This window comes from Kribbella alba (assembly GCF_039529635.1).
Lineage (GTDB): Bacteria > Actinomycetota > Actinomycetes > Propionibacteriales > Kribbellaceae > Kribbella > Kribbella alba.
The window spans coordinates 182,225-202,831 of the sequence record NZ_BAAANE010000008.1; the positions used below are offsets into that span (position 1 = coordinate 182,225).

Here is a 20,607-nt window from a genome sequence, read left to right on the forward strand (position 1 = left end):
GAGGCCTGTGGTGGTTAGGGGGTGCGGGGTTGGGATAGGTGGGTGGTCCAGAGGAGGCCTGTGGTGGTTAGGGCGAGGCCCAGGGCTAGGCAGAGCCAGCCGGTGGGGGTGGCCGTGAGGAAGGTCAGGGGGTTGGCGCCTAGGGCGTAGCCGAGGGCTGTGCCGAAGAGAGGGAGGGCGGCTAGGAGGCGGGCGGTTGCGCGGGTGCCTGCGAGGCTGGCTGCTATCTGGCGGCGGATCGCCTCGTCGGCTCGGAGTGAGTCGGCCAGGCGTTCGGTGATGGCGGCGAAGGCGGCGCCGGATTCTTCGGCTACTCGCCAGGCGGCGGCCAGGGCGCGGAGGCCGGCGGAGCCTGGGGATTCGGCGGCCAGTTCGAGGGCGGCGGGGACGTCGCCGCCTAGGTTTGCCGCTGCTGAGGCGATTTGCAGGTCCGCGCAGAGGGTGGCCGCACCGGCGAGGGCCTCCGAGGGTGGGCGGCCGGCGCTCAGGTCTGCGGCGAGGACGTCGCAGGCCTCGATGATCTGGGCGCGGCGGGAAGCCTCGGCGCGGTCACGACGGTGACGGGCGCGTTGGGTGAGGACTAGAGCGGCGATCACACCAATGGCGATGGACGAGACCAAGACCTGCGGTCCCAGGGAGGCGGTGATGCTGATGCCTATAGCAACTACCAGGGCTAGTAGGCCCAAGCGCCGGCCCGCAGTGCGTGCCAGGTCGAGGCTGCCGACGGATAAGAGGCGCCGCCTTTCGATCACCCCCGACGGTGGGTGTGAAGCAGCGGCAAGGCGATGGATACCCCGTCCACGTCGTGGAAGGATCAGGAGCAGGGCGATGAGGACCGTGAGCGCGGCCAGGGCAGCTGAGGTCATGCCGCACCTGCCAGGAGTTTGGTGAAGCGACTGGCTCCGTCGCAGAGTTCGAGATTGCCGTCAGCAACGAATCTGACGGCGGGCAACGTGGTCGCGTGGCCATCACTCAGCCGATCAACTACTCGGATCTCGGACACACGACGCCGGCCGTCAGGTCCTCGAACGAGGTGGATCACCGCCTGCAGGGCCGAAGAGACCTGGCTGTGCAGGGCGTCCCGGCCGAGGCCCGCCAACGAGCCCAGCGCCTCCAATCGAGCCGGCACGTCGGATGCAGAGTTCGCGTGGACTGTGCCGCAACCGCCCTCATGTCCCGTGTTCAAGGCGCTCAGCAGGTCCACCACCTCAGGACCCCGGACCTCCCCGACGACCAGGCGATCGGGGCGCATTCGCAGTGCCTGGCGGACCAGCTCGCGCAGGGTGATCTCGCCAGTTCCCTCGACATTGGGTGGACGGGCCTCGAGCCGAACGACGTGCGGATGATCCGGGCGGAGCTCGCTCGCGTCCTCCACCAACACCAGCCGCTCGGAGGCATCCACCAAGGACAGCAGCGAATTGAGCAAGGTCGTCTTGCCTGTACCAGTACCGCCGCTGATCAGGAAGGCCAACCGGGCATCCAGCAGATCGCGCAGCACCGAGACTCCGCCGGCGGGCAAGGAGCCAGCCGCAACCAAGTCGTCCAGACCGAACACCTTGCGCGAGGGGACCCGTAACGACAGGCAAGTACCGGGTGCAGCGACAGGCGACAGCACTGCGTGGAACCGCGTCCCATCGGCCAGGCGCACATCGACATAAGGCGTGGCGTCGTCCAAGCGGCGGCCCGCAGCAGCGGCGAGGCGGGTGGCCAGCCGACGGACGGCGGATTCGTCACCGGTCCGGAGGGCGACGCGCTCCAGCCCGGAGCCGCGATCGACATACACCTCGTTCGCTCCGTTCACCAGGATGTCGGTGATCCCGGGCTCGGAGAGCAGGCCGTCGAGTGGTCCCGCGCCTAGAGCCTCACGGCGCAAGGCGGCCACCACTGCGAGCACGGTGGAGTCCCCGAAGACGCCGCCATCCGCTCGGAGGGCGGCGGCAACCCGGGCTGGAGTCGGCTCGGATCCTTGTGCGGCAAGGGTTCCGCGCACTCTCTCCACGAGCTCCATCGGGACGTTCATGCTGCCATCAACCCGTAGAGACCGAAGAGATCGAGCAGGTCCGAAGCGGTCCGGCCGAGGGCACCCCGCGGTCGCGGATCGAAGCGACCCTTGTCCATCAGGGACGGCAGGTCGCGATCGAAGCTCAGCTTGGCGGCCAGCGGCAACGACAGGTGATCCGCGACATCGACAGCGGACAACCCACTCAACCCGGGCTCACGGGCGACCACCCGCAGATCGCTGGCCACTTCACGCAACGGCGCGACCAGGCGAGCAGCAGCAGCGCAGGATCGGACGTCTCGCGGAACAACCACCAGCGTGGCAGTCGCCCGGACAAAGGCCTCCTCCGCGGCGGGATCTGCACGGCGAGGTAGATCGACCACCACCAGATCACTGCTCCGCTGGGCCGCGCCGAGCACGGACCGCATTGCCTCAGGAGGCAAGGCAGTCACGTCAGACCGATCCCACGACAACACGGCCAGCCCATTGACCAAAGGCAGTGCCGAACGCAGAGCCGCCGCGCTGACCCTGCCCGCCGCATTGAGGAGCTCGGGCCACCGAGAGCCCCTGTCAGTCTCGCTGCCCAATGCCAGGTCGATGCCACCACCGAGTGGATCCCCGTCGATCAGCATCGTCCGCAGGCCACGTCGACTGCCCGTCACGGCGACGGCTGAGGCAATCGTGGTCGCACCCGCTCCCCCGCAGCCGCCGACGAAGGCGAGCGTGATGGCAGACCGCACGCCGCCGTCGAGGGTGTCCGCGAGCTTGTCGCCGAGCGCAGCCTCTTCAGCCGGCAGCGGGAAGACGCCCTCGGCGCCGATCGCGAGAGCACGCCGATAGACCTCCGGATCATCGGCGTCCACTCCGGCCACCAGGACACCTGAGCGGCGTACCGGTTGGGTTCGGGCCAGAGGGTCGACCAGGTCCTGGCCGACCACGACGAGGGTGGCGCTCTGCCAGCAGCGGCGCAGGCCGAGTAGGTCTGTCTCCACCCGCGGGCTCACCTCAGCGGCCGCGGCGAGGCGGAGCAGGTCGTCGAGCAGCATCTCGTCAGCGGTGGCGAGCAGGACCGCCGACGCCGGCATCAAGGAAGTGTTGTCCATGCCTGAGAAGGTGCCGTCGTTTCAGGGCCCCGACAGAACGGGCCGCGGCGCTGTGGATAAGCCCCCTGTCGGATTCCCGTCAGCAGCGGCAATCCGCCAGCGCGACCCGGCGACCAACGCGCGGCAAAAGGCTACCGTTCCTTTCGAAGCGTCTTTAACTAAGTTTCTTGCAGAAAGCTACGAACCCGTCCACTCGTGGACACCAGCTGGACATCCGTGCACTGCTCAGCTCCTGACCGGAGGACCGCCCAATGAGTCGAATGCGCAGCCTCACCGCCGCGGCCACAGTGGCCGCCACCGCCTTGATCGCCGCCGCCGGCATCTCCGTGGCAACAGCAGGACCATCAGCCAACCAGGCCCAAGCTGCCCCGGCGGCCACGAGTGGTGGCGTGAAGACGGCCTACTTCACCCAGTGGGGCATCTACCAGAACGCGTTCTACCCGAAGAACCTGGTCACCACCGGCGCCGCGGGCAAGCTGGACTTCCTGAACTACGCGTTCGCGAACATCCACCCGACCAGCCACACGTGCTTCATGGCGAACCAGGCCGCCTCGCAGGATGAGAACAACCCGAACGCAGGTGACGGCTCGGGCGACGCGTTCGCGGACTACGGCAAGTCGTACGGTGCGGACATCAGCGTCGACGGCGTCGGCGACGTCTGGAACCAGCCGATCCAGGGCAACTTCAACCAACTGAAGAAGCTGAAGGCGAAGTACCCGAACCTGAAGATCCTGATCTCGATCGGCGGCTGGACCTACTCGAAGTACTTCTCCGACGCTGCCTCCACCGACGCCAAGCGCAAGGCGTTCGTCAGCTCCTGCGTGAACATGTTCCTCAAGGGCGACCTGCCGCTGGTCGACGGCTTCGGCGGACCGGGCAGCGCCGCCGGGATCTTCGACGGCATCGACATCGACTGGGAATACCCGGGCTCGCCGAACGGTCACCTCGGCAACCACTACAGCGCCGCGGACAAGCAGAACTTCACCCTGCTCCTCGCCGAGCTCCGCGCCCAACTCGATGCCTACGGCAACAGCGTTGGCCGGAAGATGTGGCTGACCGCGGCCACTCCGGCCGGGCAGGACAAGATCGCCACGATCGAGACGAACAAGATCGGCCAGTACCTCGACTACAACAACGTGATGACGTACGACATGCATGGCGGCTGGGATGCCACCGGGCCGACGAACTTCCAGGATCCCTTGTACCAGGCACCGAACGACCCCAGTACGCCGATCCCGCCCGGCTCGGCCAAGTACTCCATCGACGGCGCGGTCAAGGCCTGGACCACGGGCGACCCGGCGTACGGCATTCCCGGCGGGTTCCCCGCGAACAAGCTGACCATCGGGTATCCCTTCTACTACAGGGGATGGAAGGGCGTTCCCAGCACCGGCAACGGCAAGTACCAGACAGCCACGGGCCCCGCCGACGGACATGCGCTGAGCGGCAATGTGCCCGGTGTGTCCTTCTACAAGGAGCTGACCGGCTTCGTCGACAACCCGTCGTCCACGTACTTCGACGATGCCACCAAGGCCTCCTGGTTCTTCAGCAACGGAACCTTCTGGACCGGCGACAACGCCCGCTCGATCAAGGAGAAGGCCGACTACCAGCACTGCCAGGGGTTGGCCGGCGCGATGATGTACTCCCTCGAGGCGCTGGACCCGAACGTCACCCTCTTCAACGCGGTCGTCAACTCGGTCAACGCGGCAACCCCCGGCTGCAGCGGCCCCCCGACGACGCCGCCGACGACGCCGCCCACCCCACCGCCGACCACCCCACCGACGACGCCTCCCACCACACCGCCCACGACTCCCCCGACGACACCTCCCACGACGCCGCCGACCACCCCGCCGACGGCAACCCCGTGGGCGCCCAACACGGCGTACGCGACCGGCTCGCTGGTGTCCTACAACGGCGTCACCTACCGGTGCATCCAGGGCCACACCTCCCAGACCGGTTGGGAACCGCCGAACGTCCCCGCGCTCTGGGGACGGGTCTGATCACGTACCGCCCACTGATCGGAGCATCATGAAACGCAAGTACTTGTCCACAGCAATAGCCGCCATAGCCGCCGTGGTGATGTCTGTGCTCGTAATCCCGGCAGCACAGGCCGCAGGGGTCAATGCCGCCTTCACCAAGGTCTCGGACTGGGGCAGCGGATTCGAAGGCAAGGTGACCGTCACCAACGGCACCACCAGTTCCATCAGCACCTGGTCGGTGGCGTTGGACTTCCCGTCCGGCTACACGATCAGCAGTTCATGGGACGCCACCCGTACCAGCAGCGGCCAGACGCACACCTTCACGCCGCCCAGCTGGGCCGGACCGCTCGCACCCGGCGCCAGCGTCACCTTCGGCTTCAACGGCAGCCCGGGCAACTTCCCTGGTATCGCCGCCTGCCGACTGAACGGTGGTTCCTGCTCGGGTGGCGGCGGTGGAGGCACCGTGCCCGGCGCACCAGGCGGACTCTCCGGTACGTCGACCTCGTCCTCCGTGAGCTTGTCCTGGTCGGCCGTTAGCGGCGCCACCAGCTACAACGTCTACCGGAACGGTACGAAGGTGGGCAGCCCGACCGGTATGTCGTACACGGACTCCGGGCTCTCCGCGAGCACCAGCTACAGCTACCAGGTCAGCGCCTCGAACAGCGCGGGTGAAGGCGCCAAGAGCGGCTCCATCTCCGTCACGACGCAGGCAGGTGGTGGCGGCGGTGGCACCGGCTCCCGCAAGGCGGCGCCGTACCTCTACATGGGCTGGGGCAACCCGCCGAGCCCGGCGACCGTCATGAACGCCACCGGTGTCAAGTGGTTCACCATGGCCTTCATCCTGTCCTCCGGCGGATGCAACCCGGCCTGGGACGGCAGCAGGCCGCTGCAAGGAAGCGCCGACGCCACCGCCATCTCCGCGATCCGTGCGGCAGGCGGCGACATCGTGCCGTCGATCGGCGGCTGGAGCGGCAACAAGCTGGGCCCGAACTGCAGTACTCCGGAGGCCCTCGCCGGCGCCTACCAGACCGTGATCAACGCCTACAACCTGAAGGCGATCGACATCGACATCGAGAACTCCGACGAGTTCGAGAGCGAGGTCGTCCAGGATCGCATCCTGAACGCCCTCAAGATCGTCAAGCAGAACAACCCCGGCATCCAGACGATCCTCACCTTCGGCACCTCGACCACCGGCCCGAACTACTGGGGCAGCCGGCTGATCGAGCGCTCGGCCGCACTCGGCGCGAACATCGACATCTTCACGCTGATGCCGTTCGACTTCGGCAGCGCCAACATCTACAACGACACCGTCGGCGCGTCCGAGGGCCTGAAGAACAAGCTGAAGGCGACCTTCGGCTGGACCGACGCACAGGCCTACGCCCACCAGGGCATCTCGGGCATGAACGGTCTGTCGGACCAGCAGGAGCTGACCACCACGGCGACCTGGCAGAACATCACCAACTGGGCCAAGAGCAAGAGCCTCGGCCGGCTGGCGTTCTGGTCGGTGAACCGTGACCGCGGCTGCGCCGGCGGCGGCGTGGTCTCCAACTGCAGCGGCATCGCCCAGCCCGACTGGGAGTTCACCCGCATCGCCGCAGGCTTCTGATCCACCCCGTACTGCGGCAGCTGGGGCGGGCCACCGCGTCTAGCTGCCGCAGTACGCAGATCGTATCGATCGATGCTAGCCAGGACATTTTGCGTATGTCAGCACATCTGGCACCGTCGACAGCATGCAGACACTGCCCGAGACCACGCCGGTGGGCTATCTACCGGGTGATCCCAGGTACCGCAGGCTGTCGATCGCCCTCTTCGCAGCCGGCCTAGCGACCTTCGCGATGCTCTACAGCACCCAGCCACTTTTGCCGGAGCTTGCGACGGTGTTCAAGGTTTCGCCGAGTCAGAGCGCCTTCACCGTGTCGTTGGCCACACTGGGTCTCGGCCTCGCGCTACTCATCGCCGGTCCGGCCTCAGAGGTCTTCGGCCGGACCAAGCTGATGCGGTGGTCAGTGGCAGTCTCGGCCGCGATCGCTGTCCTCTGCGCACTGGCGCCCAACTGGCCTGCACTGCTGGCACTCAGAGGCCTGCAAGGCATCGCGCTAGCCGGACTCCCGGCTGTCGCCATGGCGTACCTTCGCGAAGAGGTCCACGAGAGCAGCCATGCCCGAGCGAGCGGCCTCTACGTCGCCGGCACAGCAGTAGGCGGCATGACCGGCCGGCTGATCGCAGGTGCCCTCGCTGACCTCGGCGGTTGGCGGGCCGCACTCGGCGGCATCGCCTTGCTCTCTATACTGTGCGCCGGCCTGGTGGCCGTCCTGCTACCGCCTTCACAGAACTTCGTTGCCGCACCCCCGAGCCCCAACAGGCTTCTGCAACAGACCGTCCGTGTCCTCAAGGACCCGGCCTTGTTGGCCCTCTACGGGATCGCAGCGACGGCGATGGGCGCATTCGTCGCGGTCTACAACGCAACCGGCTTCCGGCTGGCGGCAGCGCCATACCTCCTCGGCCCGGGGCTGGCAGGGCTCGTGTTCGCCGTCTACTTGGTGGGCTCGGCCGCGTCTGCGGCAGCAGGAAGACTGGCCGACAAGTACGGCCGGCGCACGGTGGTCCCCCTCGGCTGCCTGATCACTCTGGCCGGTGTCGCGACGACCTTGGCAACGCCGCTGCCGGTCATGGTCCTTGGTTTGGCAGTCATGACCGCCGGCTTCTTCGCAGTGCACGGAGTAGCCAGCGGTTGGGTAGCCGTCCGGGCACACGCAGGAGGCGGTGGCACGGGACAGGCCGTCAGTCTCTACCTGTTCGCCTATTACCTCGGCTCGTCCGTGTTCGGCGGTCTAGCCGGTACTGCGTGGACGCGCGCCGCCTGGCCGGGTGTCGTCGGCGAGGCAGCCGGGCTGCTCCTCATCACCCTGCTCCTTGCTCTGCTACTCAGGCGCATTCCCAGCCGGGTGCGAAACTAGCCGGGTGACCCGAGCTACCGAAGCCGCAGACGCACTAGGCCTGACCTATGAAGAGACCCGGCACGGACGGGTGAACTCCCTCGAGGAAGCCGCCGCGGCCCGCGGGATCGAGCCGGCCAAGCTGATCAAGACGATCGTGGTGCGACTGTCCGACGACGACTACCGGTTCGTCCTCGTCCCAGGTGACCGCGAGATCGCCTGGCCGAAGCTGCGCACATTGCTGGGCATCAACCGGATCTCGATGCCCAGCGCGGACACGGCCCTCGCGGTCACCGGCTACGTCCGCGGCACCATCACTCCGCTCGGCAGTACACACGCCTGGCCGGTCATCGCCGACGAACGGATCACCGGAACCATCTCGATCGGCGGCGGCGACCACGGCGTCGGCCTGACCGTCGACGCCGAGGCCTTGGCCAAGAGCCTCAACGCGACGGTGGCGGACGTCACCGACTAGAGCAGCCCCCGCTGGCCTGCGCGTAGTCCTGCCTGGAAGCGCGTGGTCGCGTCCAGAGCCCTGAGGATCCGCTGCATCCGTCGCTCGACGGTCCGCTGCGCCACCCCGATCCGACGAGCGATCGCCTGATCGGTGAGTCCCGCCGCGGCCAACGAAAGCAACTGCTGATCCTCGACGCTCAACGGCCCGTCAGCCGACACCGGCGTCAGCGGAGTCGCCTGCTGCCAAAGCAACTCGAACAGCTTCAACAGCGCATCCAGCAGGCTCGACGGCCCCAGCTCGATGACCTCCTGTCCGGTCTGCAACAACCCCGTACGCCGGTCCGCAACCACCAGCTTCAGCGGTACCTCGCGGAGCATCCTGCAACTGGTTCCCGCACTACGGGCTGCAGCCAATTCCGCCGGATTCCCCAGCGCGGCCATGTCGTAGATCGTCCGATAGGTCACCCCGTAGGCCCGTCGGGGCTCGATCGGGAGCACAGCGTAGGGCGGCTTGTCGAGGATCAGTACCTCGCTCTGCGCACTCTGCTGTGCCTGGTAGAACCGCTGCGCTATGGCCGCGGCACCGCTGATCACCGTGAACGGCCCGGCGTCCCGCTTGGCCCGGAACTCCTCGGTCAGCACGGAGGCACCGAGCCGGGCCTGGACGATCGCGGCCTGCTTCCGCAGGGCCAGGAGTTCCACGGCAGCCTCAGGGACGGCCGGGGTGAACCTAGCCGGGCGGCCCGGAGTACGGGATGCAAGGCCTAGGGTGAGCAGGGATCTGAGGTGCCGGGCCACGCGTGCGGTGGGCCAGCCCGTGTCGGCGACTAGTTCTGTCGTGGTGGCTTCCGGCCGGGCCAGAAGCGCTCGGTAGAGCTGCTCGTCCTCGCAGCACACTCCGAGCGCTTCCAGCACCTGCGCGGGGCGGTAGTTGTGCACGGCCTCAGGGAAGGGCGTGTACGTGGGAGCCGACCTGGTTGGCGAAGGCATTGCCGTTCAGGGCATCCCAGTTGGTGGACCAGGTCATCGCGCCACGCAGCGTCGGCCAAGTGGTGCTCGGCTTGAAGCTGCCGCAGTTGGTGCCCTTGGTGAGGCAGTCCAAGGCGTTGTTGACGATCGTCGGCGAGACGTAGCCGCTGCCCGCCGCCCGGGAGGACGCCGGCAGGCCGAGACCGACCTGGTCCGGGCGCAACCCGTTCTGCAGCATGATGCAGGCCTGGGCGGTGATGAAGTCGACCGTGCCTTGCGAGTACACCTGGCCGTTGCAGCCGTTCATCGAGCCGGAGTTGTAGTACTGGACGTTGACCACGGTCAGGATGTCCTTGATGTTCAGCGCCAGCTTGAAGTACTCGAACGAGGTGCTCTGCATGTCGATCGTCTGCGGCGCCATGGCGATCACCAGACCGCTGCCGAACCGGCTCTGCAGGCTGCGAAGCGCCTGGCCCAGGTACTGCGAGTTGACGCCGTTCTCCAGGTCGATGTCGATCCCGTCGAAGCCGTACTCACGCAGTACGGACAGGGCGCTGTCGGCGAAGTTGGTGGCTGCGCTGGCGTTGGTCACCGAGATGGTGCCGTTCTGGCCGCCCACGGACAGGATGACCTTCTTGCCGGCCGCCTTCTTGGCGGCGATGTCGGCCTTGAAGTCCGCGGCCGTGTAACCACCCAGGCGGCTGGACAGGGTCGGGTCCAGCGTGAACGTGATGGCGCCCTGCCGGCTCGGGTCGGCATCGGCGAACGCCACCGCGATCAGGTCGTACTGCGCCTGCACATCGCGGATCCGCTGCACCGTTGCGCCGTTGTCGAAGTTCTGCCAGTAGCCGGTGAGGACGTGCTTCGGCAGGTTGCCAGGCGGCGGGTTGGTCGGCCCGCTCGAGGTGGTGCCAGACGCTGTCGCGCCGTACGGGGAGCAGTTGCCAGCCGCGTCGCAGGCCCGCACCTTGAAGCTGTAGGTGGTGCTCGCGCTCAGCCCGGTGGCTGTCCAGCTGGTGACGTTGCCAACGCTCTGCGCGGCATCGGTGCCACGAACCACGTCGTAGTGGTCTATGCCGTTCGCGTCGGACGCGGCAGACCAGGTCAACTGCAGCGAGCTGGACGTCGGGCTGCCGACCGTGAGACCACCGGGCGTCGTCGGCGGCGTGGTGTCCGGGGGCGGACCCGTACCGCCCGGGCCGTCCAGTACCACGTCGTCCGCCTGGTACGCCGGGAGGCCATACCAGCCGTGCAGGTAGATCGTGACCGTGCTGGCGGAGGCGGTCGTGGTGAAGGTCGTGGTCAGCTGGTTCCACGCCGTGTTCGTGCTCCACGTGCTCGTGCCGCCGTCGGCGCCGAGGTACACGTTCGAGCCCTTGACCCAGGCGGAAAGCGTGTACGTCGAGCTGGGGCGGACGGAAACCGACTGGCTGCAGCGGGCGTTGTCACCGGAAGTGGGACTGCCTTGCAGGGCCCAGGTCCCGGTGTGGGCCGAACCGCTGACGGCGGCTCCGGTTCCGGCGGAGCAGGACCAGCCGCTCAGAGAGCCGGTCTCGAAAGTCCCGTTCGTGACAAGGTTGGTCGCCGCCGAGCCGGCGCTGGGCACCAGCACGATTCCGGCGACGGCCAGGAACAAGGTGATCAGGATGATCGCGACGGTACTGCGGGGGCGGGTTCGCGGTTTCATGACTCACAAAGTGTGACCAGTCAACTACATTGTCAAGACCCTACATAAAGTGGGAACGCTCTCACGGTCAGAAAAAGTGAAAACTATACTTCGTTCTGACTTTTTCGGGCCTGGGCGCAACTAAATCGCAGCTCAACGACTCAAGAGATCTGAACGGAGCCGCGCCCTTCTGCCAGGAGAAAGGCGACGGCCCCCGGCGGGGGGGTGACCGGGGGCCGTCTTCGGCCACGGGCTCGGGGGGAGGAGCCGGGGGCCGATCAGGAGGCGACAGTCTGCCACTGTCGAAAGGTATGTACCCCCCGAGTCTGGACCTCACACATCTCAGTTCTGTAAAACTGAGACCTCGACATCCAGACGCCCGGACGCCCCCACTGGGGGACTCCCGGACCAGTGTCACTGTCACACTGTTCAACAGTCTAACGGGAGAGTAGGCCACACGAAAGGCCGGGCCCTCGGCGTTTCTTCCGGCCGCCCTATGCTCGTCGGTATGGAGCACCTGGGGACGTCCCGATCAGCCGCCTTCTTCGATCTGGACAAGACCGTTATCGCCCGCTCCAGCACCCTGGCGTTCTCGCGCCCGTTCTACGCCGGCGGGCTGATCAACCGGCGGACCGTACTGCGCAGCGCGTACGCCCAGTTCGTCTACCTGCTCGGTGGCGCGGACCACGACCAGATGGAGCGGATGCGGGAGTACCTGTCCGCTATGTGCACAGGATGGGACGTCCAGACGGTCCGCGCGATCGTCGCCGACACCCTGCACCACATCGTCGACCCGATCGTCTACGACGAGGCGGTGACCCTGATCGAGGAGCACCGCGCGGCCGGCCGGGACGTGGTGATCGTCTCCTCCTCCGGCTTCGAGGTGGTCGAGCCGATCGGCCGGATGCTCGGTGCCGACAAGGTGATCGCCACTCGCATGGTCGTTGCCGATGGCAAATACACCGGTGAGATCGAGGAGTACGTCTACGGCCCGCACAAGGCGAGCGCGATCACCGACCTCGCCGCCGCGGAAGGCTATGTGCTGAAGGATTCCTACGGCTATTCCGACTCCATCACCGACGAGCCGATGCTGGCCGCGGTCGGCCATCCGTTCGCCGTGAACCCCGACCGCGCGCTCCGCCGGGTGGCGATCTCGCGCGACTGGCCGGTGCTGGACTTCACCAAACCGGTGGCCCTGACCGAGCGCACCCGCTTCCACGAGGTACGCCGGCCGGCCGTCGCCGCGACCGCCGTCGGCGCCGGTCTCGCCGCCGCCGGAGTGCTGCTCTACGCCGCCCGGCGACGCGCGCGGAACACCGGCGCGGCGTGACCCGCGGCGACAGATCCTCATCTTTCACAACTTCATGAACGCTGCTCAAACGCTTCCCACGAAGGGATTCGGGGAGTACAAAGGAAGACACAAGGGACCTCGGTCCTGTAGAGATTGCACGGCAGCCAGGCACCCACGCGGCGACCAGCCCATCCCAACCGGGCAGCACGACCTCAGGCCTGGTCCGAGAGGACCAGCAAGAGGCGGCAGACAAGGTGCACGCTTGGTAACCAGGATGGCGTGCCAGCGACGGCGCTCTCGTCTGAGAGCGCCGTTCGCATTTTCTTTCACCCGGATCGGCAGCCGACGGAACTCACTTTCCTTGCTGGGCAGAGATGTTGAGTGGTGAACGTTCGGCACCCAGCGCGACCACCTCACACGAGCGCAGCAACCAGTCCCGGACGCCGACCAGCCCCCGGTCGGCGTAATCGCGTAATCCCTGCGAGTACGAACCACCCAGTTCGAAGTGGCCGGCCTCCGGCACCGTGACCGCGACGGGATCGATGCCCCGGGCAACCAGCAGGGCACGTTCGGCCGCTCGCGCGACCAGGCCGTTCGCCGTCGGGAACGGCCGGAGCACCGCGAGCTCGGCGTGCACGATGGCGGCAACGACGATTCCCGGCGCGTTCGTGGGCCGGGTCAGCGCCCGGGCCAGCCCGCTCAGGCGCTCCCACACGACCTCCGCGGGGGGAGCCTCCGGCAGACCCGGGATGTCGTCCGGCAGGGGCTCCTGGTTGGTCCGCAGATGACCCAACTGGTCTTCGCTCCCGAGTTCAGCCGCCGCCAACTGGTGCAGTCTGGTCCAGACCTGTACGGGGGCGGTATCCACCCGCGGCGCAAGGGCCATGAGTTCGCCCGTCATCCGCACGGCACCGATCGCGCGGGGGTCGGTCGCGCCCCGGCGTACTTGCTCGAGTGATTCCGGGCTGCCGGCCAGCGCGGCGGAGGCGTGTGCGCCCCGGAGCAGGGCCTCGGCTGTCATGTCGGAGCCGACCTTGCGCAGGCCGCGGTCCCGGAGCAGCACGTCGACCGCGTCCCGCGCGGCCCTGGCCGCCGACCCGACCCCCTCGAGACCGGCCAGTGGTTCGAAGACGTCGGCTTGAGGTTGGCTCATGGTCCGCAGCCTAAGATGGCGTCTCATGGCCGCCAGCACCGACTCCGCCGGGGTCCCGAGGTTCAGCATCGTGGTCCCGTGTCACAACGCACGGGCCTGGCTGCGGCCCTGCCTCGACTCGATGCTCGGGCAGTCCTTCACCGACTTCGAGGTCATCGGGGTGGACGGCGCGAGCACGGATGGTTCGGGCCGGATCCTGGACGAGTACGCCGCGGCCGATCCGCGCGTCCGCGCGATCCACCTGACCGAGGACATCGGGCTCGGCCTGACCCGCAACGTCGGGCTCAAGGCGTGCCGCGGCGACTACGTGCTGTTCCTGGACGCCGACGACGTCTACCTGCCCGGCTCGCTCGAGGCGATCTCGGCCCGGATCGACCAGACCGACCGGCCGGACATCATGATGTTCGACTACGAGCGGATCTTCTGGGACGGCAAGGTGGTCCGCAACCAGCGGCACGACGCGTTTGCCCGGGAGGGTGACGGCGTCTTCACCGCAGCCGAGCGACCCGTGTTCCTGACCTTCCTCGAGGTGGTCTGGAACAAGGCATGCCGCCGCGACTTCCTCACCCTGCACGGCTTCGTCTTCACCGCCGGGTACTACGAGGACGCCCCCTGGACGTACTCCACGATGCTCACGGCCGAGCGGATCGCCACGCTGGACCGGGTGGTGGTGCACTACCGGCAGCACCGGACCGGCGGCAACATCCACGGCACCCGGACCCGGCGGCAGTTCGACATCTTCGACCAGTACGACCGGGTGCACGCGTTCATCACGGCGGATCCCGAGCTGGCGAGTTGGCGACGGTTCGCCTTCGACCGTTCGCTCGACCACATCCTGGCCGTGCTCGCGAAGCCCGAGCGGCTCGCGCCGGAGGACCGGGCCGAGTTCTTCCACGCGGCGGCCGCCTTCGCCAAGCGATGGAAACCGGAGGGCTACGTCTGCGACCGGACCAGCCGGGGCTTCAAGCGGTGGCTGATCGTGCACGACGACTACGCGACGTACACGACGCTGAAGCTGAGCGCCAAGGTGCTGAGTGTGCCGAGCCGGCGGAAGACGGTCGACAAGCTGCTGCGCCGGGGCGGGCTGGATCCGAACCTGGTTCTGTACGCCGCCTACTGGTTCAAGCAGTACGCCTGCAACCCGCGGGCGATCTACGAGAAGGCGGCCGAGCTCGCACCGCACCTGCGCGGCGTCTGGGTGATCGACGCCGACCACGTGTCCGCGATCCCAGAGGGTGTGGAGTATGTGGTGGCCGGGTCTCCGGCGTACAAGAAGTTGGTGAATACCGCGACGTACTTCGTCAGCAACATGAATCTGCCGCGCGAGCTCGACAAGCGCGACGGACAGATCCACCTCCAGACGCAGCACGGGACGCCGCTGAAGACGATGGGGACGGATCTGCGCCACTACCCGATCGCGGCGAAGGACCTCGACCTGGAGGAGCTGATGCGCCAGGTCGACCGGTGGGATTTCAACCTCTCTGCGAACCGCTACTCCTCGGAGATCTGGGAGCGCACCTACCCTTCCCACTTCGAGGAGCTCGAGTTCGGGTTTCCGCGGAACGACCGGCTGCTGGACGCGACGCTGGACCAGGTGCGAGCGATCCGGGCGTCCTTCGGGTTCGACGACTCCCACCTGGTCGTGCTGTACGCGCCGACCTGGCGGGACGGCCACGACGCGGTACGGACACCGACCGGGGTGGTGGATCTGGGCGGCACCGGGATCCATCTTGATCTGGATCGGCTGGCCGCGGCGGTCGGGGAGCACGGGCGGGTGCTGGTCCGGACGCACTACTCACTGTCGAGGTCGCCGTCGATCCACTCGGACAGGGTGGTCGATGCGTCGGACTACCCGCGGGTGGAGGACCTGATGCTCGCGGCCGATGTGCTGATCTCGGACTACTCGTCGATCACCTTCGACTACGCGAACCTGGACCGGCCGATCATGCTGCTGGTGGACGACCAGGGCGCCTACGAGAACACCCGCGGCACCTACTTCGACATCACCGAGTTCCCGCCGGGGCTGGTGGCCCGGTCCGGCGAGGAGTTGCTGTCCGCGTTGCAGACGGGCCGGTTCGCCGGCGCGGAGGCGGCCAAGCACCGGCAGCTGTTCCGCGAGAAGTTCTGCGAGTTCGACGACGGTCGGGCCGCGGAGCGGGTGGTCCGGCGCGTCTATCTGGGTGAGACCGAGCTGCCGCCGGTCGTTCCGCCGGCGGAGCGGAATCCGGCTCCTTCGCCGCACCGGTTCTGAGTCGTGCATACTTGAGTCCATGTCGACGAGCCCGGTGATCGTGAGCGCCTTGCGCGATCGCTCCGGCCTGCGACGACGACGCACTGCCTGAACACGTCAGTCCTGTTCCAGTGCCTCGTCTCTTAGGAATTTCCTCATGCCCGCTGTGCTGCCTGTCCTTGCCTCCCGGCTGTCCGCTGCCGTCGCGACCGCTTTCGGTCCGTCGTACGGCGAGCTCGATCCTGAGTTGCGGGCGGCAACCAAGCCCGAGTTCGGGCACTTCCAGACCAACCTGGCCCTGCGACTGGCCAAGTCGCTGGGTGAACAACCCCGGCAGATCGCGATCCGGCTGGTCGCCGCGCTCGAGCTGGACGGGCTGTGTGAGCCGGCGGCGATCGCCGGGCCGGGATTCGTCAACCTGACCCTGCTTCCGTCGGTGTTGGCGGCCGGGGTCAACTCGCTGCGCGGTCCCCTGCCGCCACGGGGCGAGCGGGTGGTCGTGGACTACTCGCAGCCCAACGTCGCCAAACAGATGCACGTCGGCCATCTCCGGTCGACTGTCATCGGGGACGCACTCTGCAACGTACTGCGGTACGTCGGGTACGACGTCATCCGGCAGAACCATGTCGGAGACTGGGGAACTCAGTTCGGCATGATGGTCGAGCAGGTCCTCTCGGAGCAGCTGCAGGTGGAATCCCTTGATATAGAAGGGATGCAGCAGCTCTACCAACGGGGCCGGAAGCACTTTGACAGTGATCCGACCTTCGCCGATCGTTCCCGGGCGCGGGTGGTGCTGCTGCAGTCGGGAGACGCCGGGACGCGGGCGATCTGGCAGACGATGGTCCAGGTCTCGCTGGTGGAGTTCGACCGGCTCTACGCCAAGCTGGGTTCGCCGTTGACCCGAGCGGACGTCGTAGGCGAGAGCGCGTACAACGACCAACTGCAAGTGGTTGTGGACGATCTCGCTGCCGCCGGTCTGCTCACCGAGTCAGGCGGTGCGCAGTGCGCCTTCCTGCCGGGCTTCACCGGCCGGGACGGATCGCCGCTGCCGGTGATCGTGCAGAAGTCCGATGGCGGATTTGGTTACAGCGCGACGGACCTCGCGGCCGTGCGGCACCGGGTCGACGACCTGCACGCCGATCGGATCGTGTACGTGGTCGACCATCGGCAGGCCTTGCACTTCCAGCAGATCTTCGCGCTCGCCCGGGCCGCCGGGTGGTTGCCAGCGACAACTCCAGCCGAACACGTTGCCTTTGGCACCGTTCTTGATACCGCTGGAAAGCCCTTCAAGACAAGGGATGGTGACACGGTCCGGCTCGCGTCACTGCTCGATGGCGCCGTCGCCCGGGCCGCGGCACTGTTGGAGGGCCGGGACGACGCGATGGCGGAGTCGGAGCGGCTGGCAATCGCGGAGGCGGTCGGGATCGGCGCGATCAAGTACGCGGACCTTTCCAACGACCGGATCAACGACTACGTGTTCGACCTGGACCGGATGGTCGCGATGACCGGCAACACCGGGCCCTACCTGCAGTATGCGCACGCTCGGTTGACGCGGATCCTGGCCAAGGCGGGCGAGGTACCCGGGCAGGTGACAGTCCTGGCGGAACCAGCCGAGCAGCGGCTGGCGTTGCTGCTGGCCGGCTTCGGCGACAGCGTCGTACAGGTTGCTGAGACGTTGCAACCACATCGGTTGTGCACCTATCTGTACGACGTGGCGGCCGCCTTGTCCGCGTTCTACGAGTCGTGTCCGGTGTTGACCAGCGCGGGTGAGGTGCGGGCGAGCCGGCTCGCGTTGTGCGCGGCGACCCGGCGGGTGCTGCAGGATGGGCTGGGTCTGCTCGGGATCACCGCACCCGACACCATGTGAACAACCCGGAGGTCGTCTGATGTTGCCGTGGTCCGCGGAATTGGCCGGTCGGTTCGAGCGGCCCACGTTCGAGAGTTCGCTGCTGCGCGGGAATCCGCTCGGCGATCCGCACGAGCGGCCGGTGCTGGTCTACCTGCCGCCCGGGTACGACGAGTCGGAGCAGCGGTATCCGTCGATCTATGTGGCGATGGGGTACACCGGACACCTCGGGATGTGGTTCAACCGGACGCCTTTCCGGCAGCCCTATCCCGAGTTGTTGGACGCGTTGTTCGCGACGGGTGAGGTGCCGCCGGCGATCGTGGTGTTCGTCGACGCGTGGACCAGGCTCGGCGGCAGCCAGTACCTCGACTCCCCCGGCACCGGGCGCTACCACTCGTATCTGTGCGACGAGATCGTGCCGTGGGTGGACGCGCGCTATCGCACCGTCGCGGACCGGGACCACCGGGCCATCACCGGGAAGTCCAGCGGTGGATACGCCGCGATGGTGACGCCGCTACTCCGGCCGGACGTGTTCGGCGCGCTGGCGACTCATGCCGGAGATGCCGCGTTCGAGCTCTGCTACCAGCCCGAGTTCCCGGTCCGAGCCCGCCAACTGCGCGATCTGTACGAGGGGTCGTACGAGAAGTTCTTCGCCGATTTCGAGAGCCGCGCCGGGCAGAACACCCACCAGGATCTGGAGCTCCTGGAGATGTACGGGTACGCCGCGGCGTACTCGGCTGAGGAGGACGGCACAGTCCTGCTCCCGTACGACGAGCTGGGCCGAGTGATCCCGGAAGTGTGGGAGCGCTGGCTGTCCCGCGATCCGGTGGAGATGGCTGCTCAGCCGGAGTACGCCGAGGCGTTGCGGTCGATGCGAGCCGTGTGGATCGACGCGGGCAGGCAGGACGAGTATTACCTCGATCTCGGCGCGACGGCGTTCCACCAGGCGGTGCGAGAGGCCGGAGTACCGGACCAGCGGGTGCACTTCGAGCTGTTCGAGGGCAAGCACGGCGGGATCGAGTACCGCTACCCACTGGCTGTCGCCTGGCTGTGCAAGCAACTCAGCTAATTCAGATGCCAGGGGATGGTTCCGGCTCTACCGTTCTCGCCATGGGGATAGCTCAGGGGTGGCCGGCCGGCGTCGAGGCGCGGCCGATCGAGAAGGCGGACGCCGAGGCGTGGGCCGACCTGCTGGCGGCCAAGGAGAAGGTCGACCAGGAGGGTGAGAACTACGACGCCGACAACCTGCTCGAGGAGCTCGACGACCCGAAGCTGAACGCCGCGACGGACACGCTCGGCCTCTGGTCGGGCGGGCAGCTGGTCGGCTACGGCAAGGTGACCGGGCCGGATGAGGTGGTCGACGTCGACCGGGTCTTCGCCGAGGGCGCGGTGCATCCCCAGTGGCGGGGCAAGGGTGTGGGCGACGCCTTGATGAGCTGGCTGATCCCCCGGGCCACGGCTTTGCACCGGGAGCGTCACCCGGAGGCGCCGGGTGAGATCGGCGTCGGCGCGATCAGCACGAACACGTCCGCGGATCAGCCGTTCTCCGCGCGGGGCTTCGAGCCCTGCCGGTACTTCTTCGGAATGGAGCGTGACCTCGGCGCCGATCCGGTGCCCGATTCGCCGGTGGCGGGCGGCCTGCGCCTGGTGGGCTTCGACCCGTCGTACGACGAGAGGCTGAGGGTGGCGCACAACGAGGTGTTCCTGGATCACTGGGGCTCGACGCCCCGGGACCCGGAGTCGTGGCGGACCTGGTTCACCGGCTCCAGGACGTTCCGGGCAGCTCAGTCGTTCCTGGTGTTGGACGGCGAGCGGATCGCGGCCTACGTCCTCGGCTATGAGTATGTCGCCGACACCGCAGCCACGGGCATCAAGGAGCTGTACGTCGGCCAGGTCGGAACCAGGCGGGACCACCGGGGCAAGGGTGCGGCCCGAGCCGCGCTGGCCCGGGTCATGACCGTGGCCCAGGAGGCGGACTTCAAGCGGGTTTCGCTCGGCGTGGATGCCGAGAACCCGACCGGTGCGCTGGGCCTCTACGAGAAGCTGGGCTTCCGGATGAAGACCAAGTCGATCAGCTACCGCCGCCCGATCAGCTAGCCAGGGGGCGCGACTCAGCCGAGTATGCGGCCGAGCTCGGCGACGAGGTCGCGGGCTCTGGCGATCTCGTCGCCGACGGGTGGCTCCTCGGCAGGGCGTGCACCGGCCGGATCGAGCGACAGCAACTCGGCGCCATCGGTGACGTCGATGTCGAAGACGACCTTGTCGGCGCGGTGCCAGGTGGTGAACCACTCCAGCGGATTGCCGTGCTGATCGACGGTCTCCCCCTCGAGCAGCAGGAGAGGTGTCCCGGGCGGCACCTCGAGGGCGGTGGCCAGCCGCTCGTCCGCCGCGACGGCCCGGACCTGCCGACGGCCGCTCACCGGCCGCAGCCCGAACCTGCTGCTGAGCAGCTTGTGCAGCGACGCGTCGGTCAGCTCATCGGCCGTCAGCTCCGGCACCCGTCCGCGCGGGAGCCAGGTCCGCACGTAGGACAGCGGTTCACCGTCGATCGACCGCAACCGTTCCAGCCGCAGGGCGTCGCGGGTGCGCAGGAACGCCAGCGCCTCCGGCGGCGGCACATCATGCTCGATCGCGTCGATCCGAGTGCTCAACCGACGCCCGGTGCGGGCGAACTGGTCGAACATGCCAGTCGCTCGCTGCACCAGCCGACGGTGTTCCGGCTGCGGCGCGACGACGCTCGGCCGACCCTGATGCCGGTGGACGAGGCCGTCCTCGGCAAGTCGCGCGATGGCTTGCCGCACCACACTGCGGGCGACGCCGAACCGGTGCTGGAGATCGGATTCGCTGGGCAGCGCCGACCCGGGGGGCAAGTCGTGGCCGAGGATCTCCCGGCGCAGCGACTCCGCGATCTGCAGATAGAGCGGCGCCGCTGCGGACCGGTCCAGGTCAGAGCGTTCGGCGTCCACGGCGTCAGCCTAGTGT

Annotated in this window: 16 protein-coding genes; 9 read left to right on the top strand and 7 right to left on the bottom strand. The window is 67.7% G+C overall.

Features of this window, described 5'->3' with window-relative positions:
- Positions 1-14 precede the first annotated feature (14 nt).
- Genes ABD210_RS24165 through ssd form a run of 3 tightly spaced genes read right to left on the bottom strand, consistent with a single transcriptional unit; the run spans position 15 to position 3,102 of the window.
- The gene (locus ABD210_RS24165; RefSeq protein ID WP_344114366.1) at positions 15-866 is read right to left on the bottom strand and encodes a type II secretion system F family protein; all 852 of its coding nucleotides are present in this window, start codon (positions 864-866) and stop codon (positions 15-17) included.
- On the bottom strand, positions 863-2,020 hold the full coding sequence (locus ABD210_RS24170; protein WP_344114367.1) for a TadA family conjugal transfer-associated ATPase: 1,158 nt from the start codon (positions 2,018-2,020) through the stop codon (positions 863-865). The genes ABD210_RS24165 and ABD210_RS24170 overlap by 4 nt, the downstream gene beginning before the upstream one ends.
- A complete protein-coding gene (gene ssd, locus ABD210_RS24175; RefSeq protein ID WP_344114368.1) occupies positions 2,017-3,102 on the bottom strand; it encodes a septum site-determining protein Ssd in 1,086 nt (361 codons plus the stop codon). Before ssd ends, ABD210_RS24170 begins: the two co-directional genes overlap by 4 nt.
- Before the next feature lie 251 nt (positions 3,103-3,353).
- Between ssd and ABD210_RS24180 the strand changes: the two genes are divergently transcribed.
- From ABD210_RS24180 to ABD210_RS24195, 4 genes are all read left to right on the top strand, one after another.
- Complete coding sequence (locus ABD210_RS24180; protein ID WP_344114369.1) at positions 3,354-5,099, top strand: glycosyl hydrolase family 18 protein; 1,746 nt, start codon at positions 3,354-3,356, stop codon at positions 5,097-5,099.
- A gap of 28 nt (positions 5,100-5,127) precedes the next feature.
- On the top strand, positions 5,128-6,684 hold the full coding sequence (locus ABD210_RS24185; RefSeq protein ID WP_344114370.1) for a glycoside hydrolase family 18 protein: 1,557 nt from the start codon (positions 5,128-5,130) through the stop codon (positions 6,682-6,684).
- A gap of 124 nt (positions 6,685-6,808) precedes the next feature.
- Positions 6,809-8,035: an MFS transporter gene (locus ABD210_RS24190; RefSeq protein WP_344114371.1), complete on the top strand. Its 1,227-nt coding sequence runs from the start codon at positions 6,809-6,811 to the stop codon at positions 8,033-8,035.
- A gap of 4 nt (positions 8,036-8,039) precedes the next feature.
- Positions 8,040-8,489, top strand: coding sequence for an aminoacyl-tRNA deacylase (locus ABD210_RS24195; protein WP_344114372.1), 450 nt, complete (start codon positions 8,040-8,042; stop codon positions 8,487-8,489).
- Here ABD210_RS24195 and ABD210_RS24200 read toward each other — a convergent pair.
- On the bottom strand, positions 8,486-9,409 hold the full coding sequence (locus ABD210_RS24200; RefSeq protein ID WP_344114373.1) for a helix-turn-helix transcriptional regulator: 924 nt from the start codon (positions 9,407-9,409) through the stop codon (positions 8,486-8,488). The genes ABD210_RS24195 and ABD210_RS24200 overlap by 4 nt on opposite strands.
- 4 nt (positions 9,410-9,413) lie before the next feature.
- Positions 9,414-11,126 (bottom strand): chitinase, encoded by a 1,713-nt coding sequence (locus ABD210_RS24205; RefSeq protein ID WP_344114374.1) that lies wholly within the window; start codon positions 11,124-11,126, stop codon positions 9,414-9,416.
- 475 nt (positions 11,127-11,601) lie between these two features.
- On the opposite strand from ABD210_RS24205, the gene ABD210_RS24210 reads away from it, so the two are divergent.
- Positions 11,602-12,435, top strand: coding sequence for an HAD family hydrolase (locus ABD210_RS24210; protein ID WP_425552724.1), 834 nt, complete (start codon positions 11,602-11,604; stop codon positions 12,433-12,435).
- Between the two features lie 313 nt (positions 12,436-12,748).
- Here the strand turns inward: ABD210_RS24210 and ABD210_RS24215 are convergent, their stop codons facing one another.
- Complete coding sequence (locus ABD210_RS24215) at positions 12,749-13,549, bottom strand: Fic family protein (RefSeq protein WP_344114376.1); 801 nt, start codon at positions 13,547-13,549, stop codon at positions 12,749-12,751.
- A gap of 25 nt (positions 13,550-13,574) precedes the next feature.
- On the opposite strand from ABD210_RS24215, the gene ABD210_RS24220 reads away from it, so the two are divergent.
- The 4 genes from ABD210_RS24220 (at position 13,575) to ABD210_RS24235 (ending at position 19,722) form a co-directional block, all read left to right on the top strand.
- Positions 13,575-15,800: a bifunctional glycosyltransferase/CDP-glycerol:glycerophosphate glycerophosphotransferase gene (locus ABD210_RS24220; RefSeq protein WP_344114377.1), complete on the top strand. Its 2,226-nt coding sequence runs from the start codon at positions 13,575-13,577 to the stop codon at positions 15,798-15,800.
- A gap of 136 nt (positions 15,801-15,936) precedes the next feature.
- Positions 15,937-17,646 carry an arginine--tRNA ligase gene (gene argS, locus ABD210_RS24225; RefSeq protein WP_344114378.1) on the top strand — a complete coding sequence of 570 codons (1,710 nt, stop codon included), beginning with the start codon at positions 15,937-15,939 and terminating at the stop codon, positions 17,644-17,646.
- Positions 17,647-17,665: 19 nt separating this feature from the next.
- Complete coding sequence (locus ABD210_RS24230; RefSeq protein WP_344114379.1) at positions 17,666-18,694, top strand: alpha/beta hydrolase-fold protein; 1,029 nt, start codon at positions 17,666-17,668, stop codon at positions 18,692-18,694.
- Between the two features lie 41 nt (positions 18,695-18,735).
- A complete protein-coding gene (locus tag ABD210_RS24235; RefSeq protein WP_344114380.1) occupies positions 18,736-19,722 on the top strand; it encodes a GNAT family N-acetyltransferase in 987 nt (328 codons plus the stop codon).
- Between the two features lie 14 nt (positions 19,723-19,736).
- Here ABD210_RS24235 and ABD210_RS24240 read toward each other — a convergent pair whose 3' ends face one another.
- Positions 19,737-20,591 carry a GntR family transcriptional regulator gene (locus tag ABD210_RS24240; protein ID WP_344114381.1) on the bottom strand — a complete coding sequence of 285 codons (855 nt, stop codon included), beginning with the start codon at positions 20,589-20,591 and terminating at the stop codon, positions 19,737-19,739.
- Between the last annotated feature and the right edge of the window lie 16 nt (positions 20,592-20,607).

What these genes read in the sequence shown, in the direction of transcription:
- ABD210_RS24215 (WP_344114376.1), bottom strand. Translation starts at nt 13,549, where the DNA reads ATGAGCCAACCTCAAGCCGACGTCTTCGAACCACTGGCCGGTCTCGAG.
- ABD210_RS24170 (WP_344114367.1), bottom strand. Translation starts at nt 2,020, where the DNA reads ATGAACGTCCCGATGGAGCTCGTGGAGAGAGTGCGCGGAACCCTTGCC.
- ABD210_RS24235 (WP_344114380.1), top strand. Translation starts at nt 18,736, where the DNA reads ATGGGGATAGCTCAGGGGTGGCCGGCCGGCGTCGAGGCGCGGCCGATC.
- ABD210_RS24220 (WP_344114377.1), top strand. Translation starts at nt 13,575, where the DNA reads ATGGCCGCCAGCACCGACTCCGCCGGGGTCCCGAGGTTCAGCATCGTG.
- argS (WP_344114378.1), top strand. Translation starts at nt 15,937, where the DNA reads ATGCCCGCTGTGCTGCCTGTCCTTGCCTCCCGGCTGTCCGCTGCCGTC.
- ABD210_RS24230 (WP_344114379.1), top strand. Translation starts at nt 17,666, where the DNA reads ATGTTGCCGTGGTCCGCGGAATTGGCCGGTCGGTTCGAGCGGCCCACG.
- ABD210_RS24210 (WP_425552724.1), top strand. Translation starts at nt 11,602, where the DNA reads ATGCTCGTCGGTATGGAGCACCTGGGGACGTCCCGATCAGCCGCCTTC.
- ABD210_RS24180 (WP_344114369.1), top strand. Translation starts at nt 3,354, where the DNA reads ATGAGTCGAATGCGCAGCCTCACCGCCGCGGCCACAGTGGCCGCCACC.
- ABD210_RS24165 (WP_344114366.1), bottom strand. Translation starts at nt 866, where the DNA reads ATGACCTCAGCTGCCCTGGCCGCGCTCACGGTCCTCATCGCCCTGCTC.
- ssd (WP_344114368.1), bottom strand. Translation starts at nt 3,102, where the DNA reads ATGGACAACACTTCCTTGATGCCGGCGTCGGCGGTCCTGCTCGCCACC.
- ABD210_RS24185 (WP_344114370.1), top strand. Translation starts at nt 5,128, where the DNA reads ATGAAACGCAAGTACTTGTCCACAGCAATAGCCGCCATAGCCGCCGTG.
- ABD210_RS24205 (WP_344114374.1), bottom strand. Translation starts at nt 11,126, where the DNA reads ATGAAACCGCGAACCCGCCCCCGCAGTACCGTCGCGATCATCCTGATC.
- ABD210_RS24190 (WP_344114371.1), top strand. Translation starts at nt 6,809, where the DNA reads ATGCAGACACTGCCCGAGACCACGCCGGTGGGCTATCTACCGGGTGAT.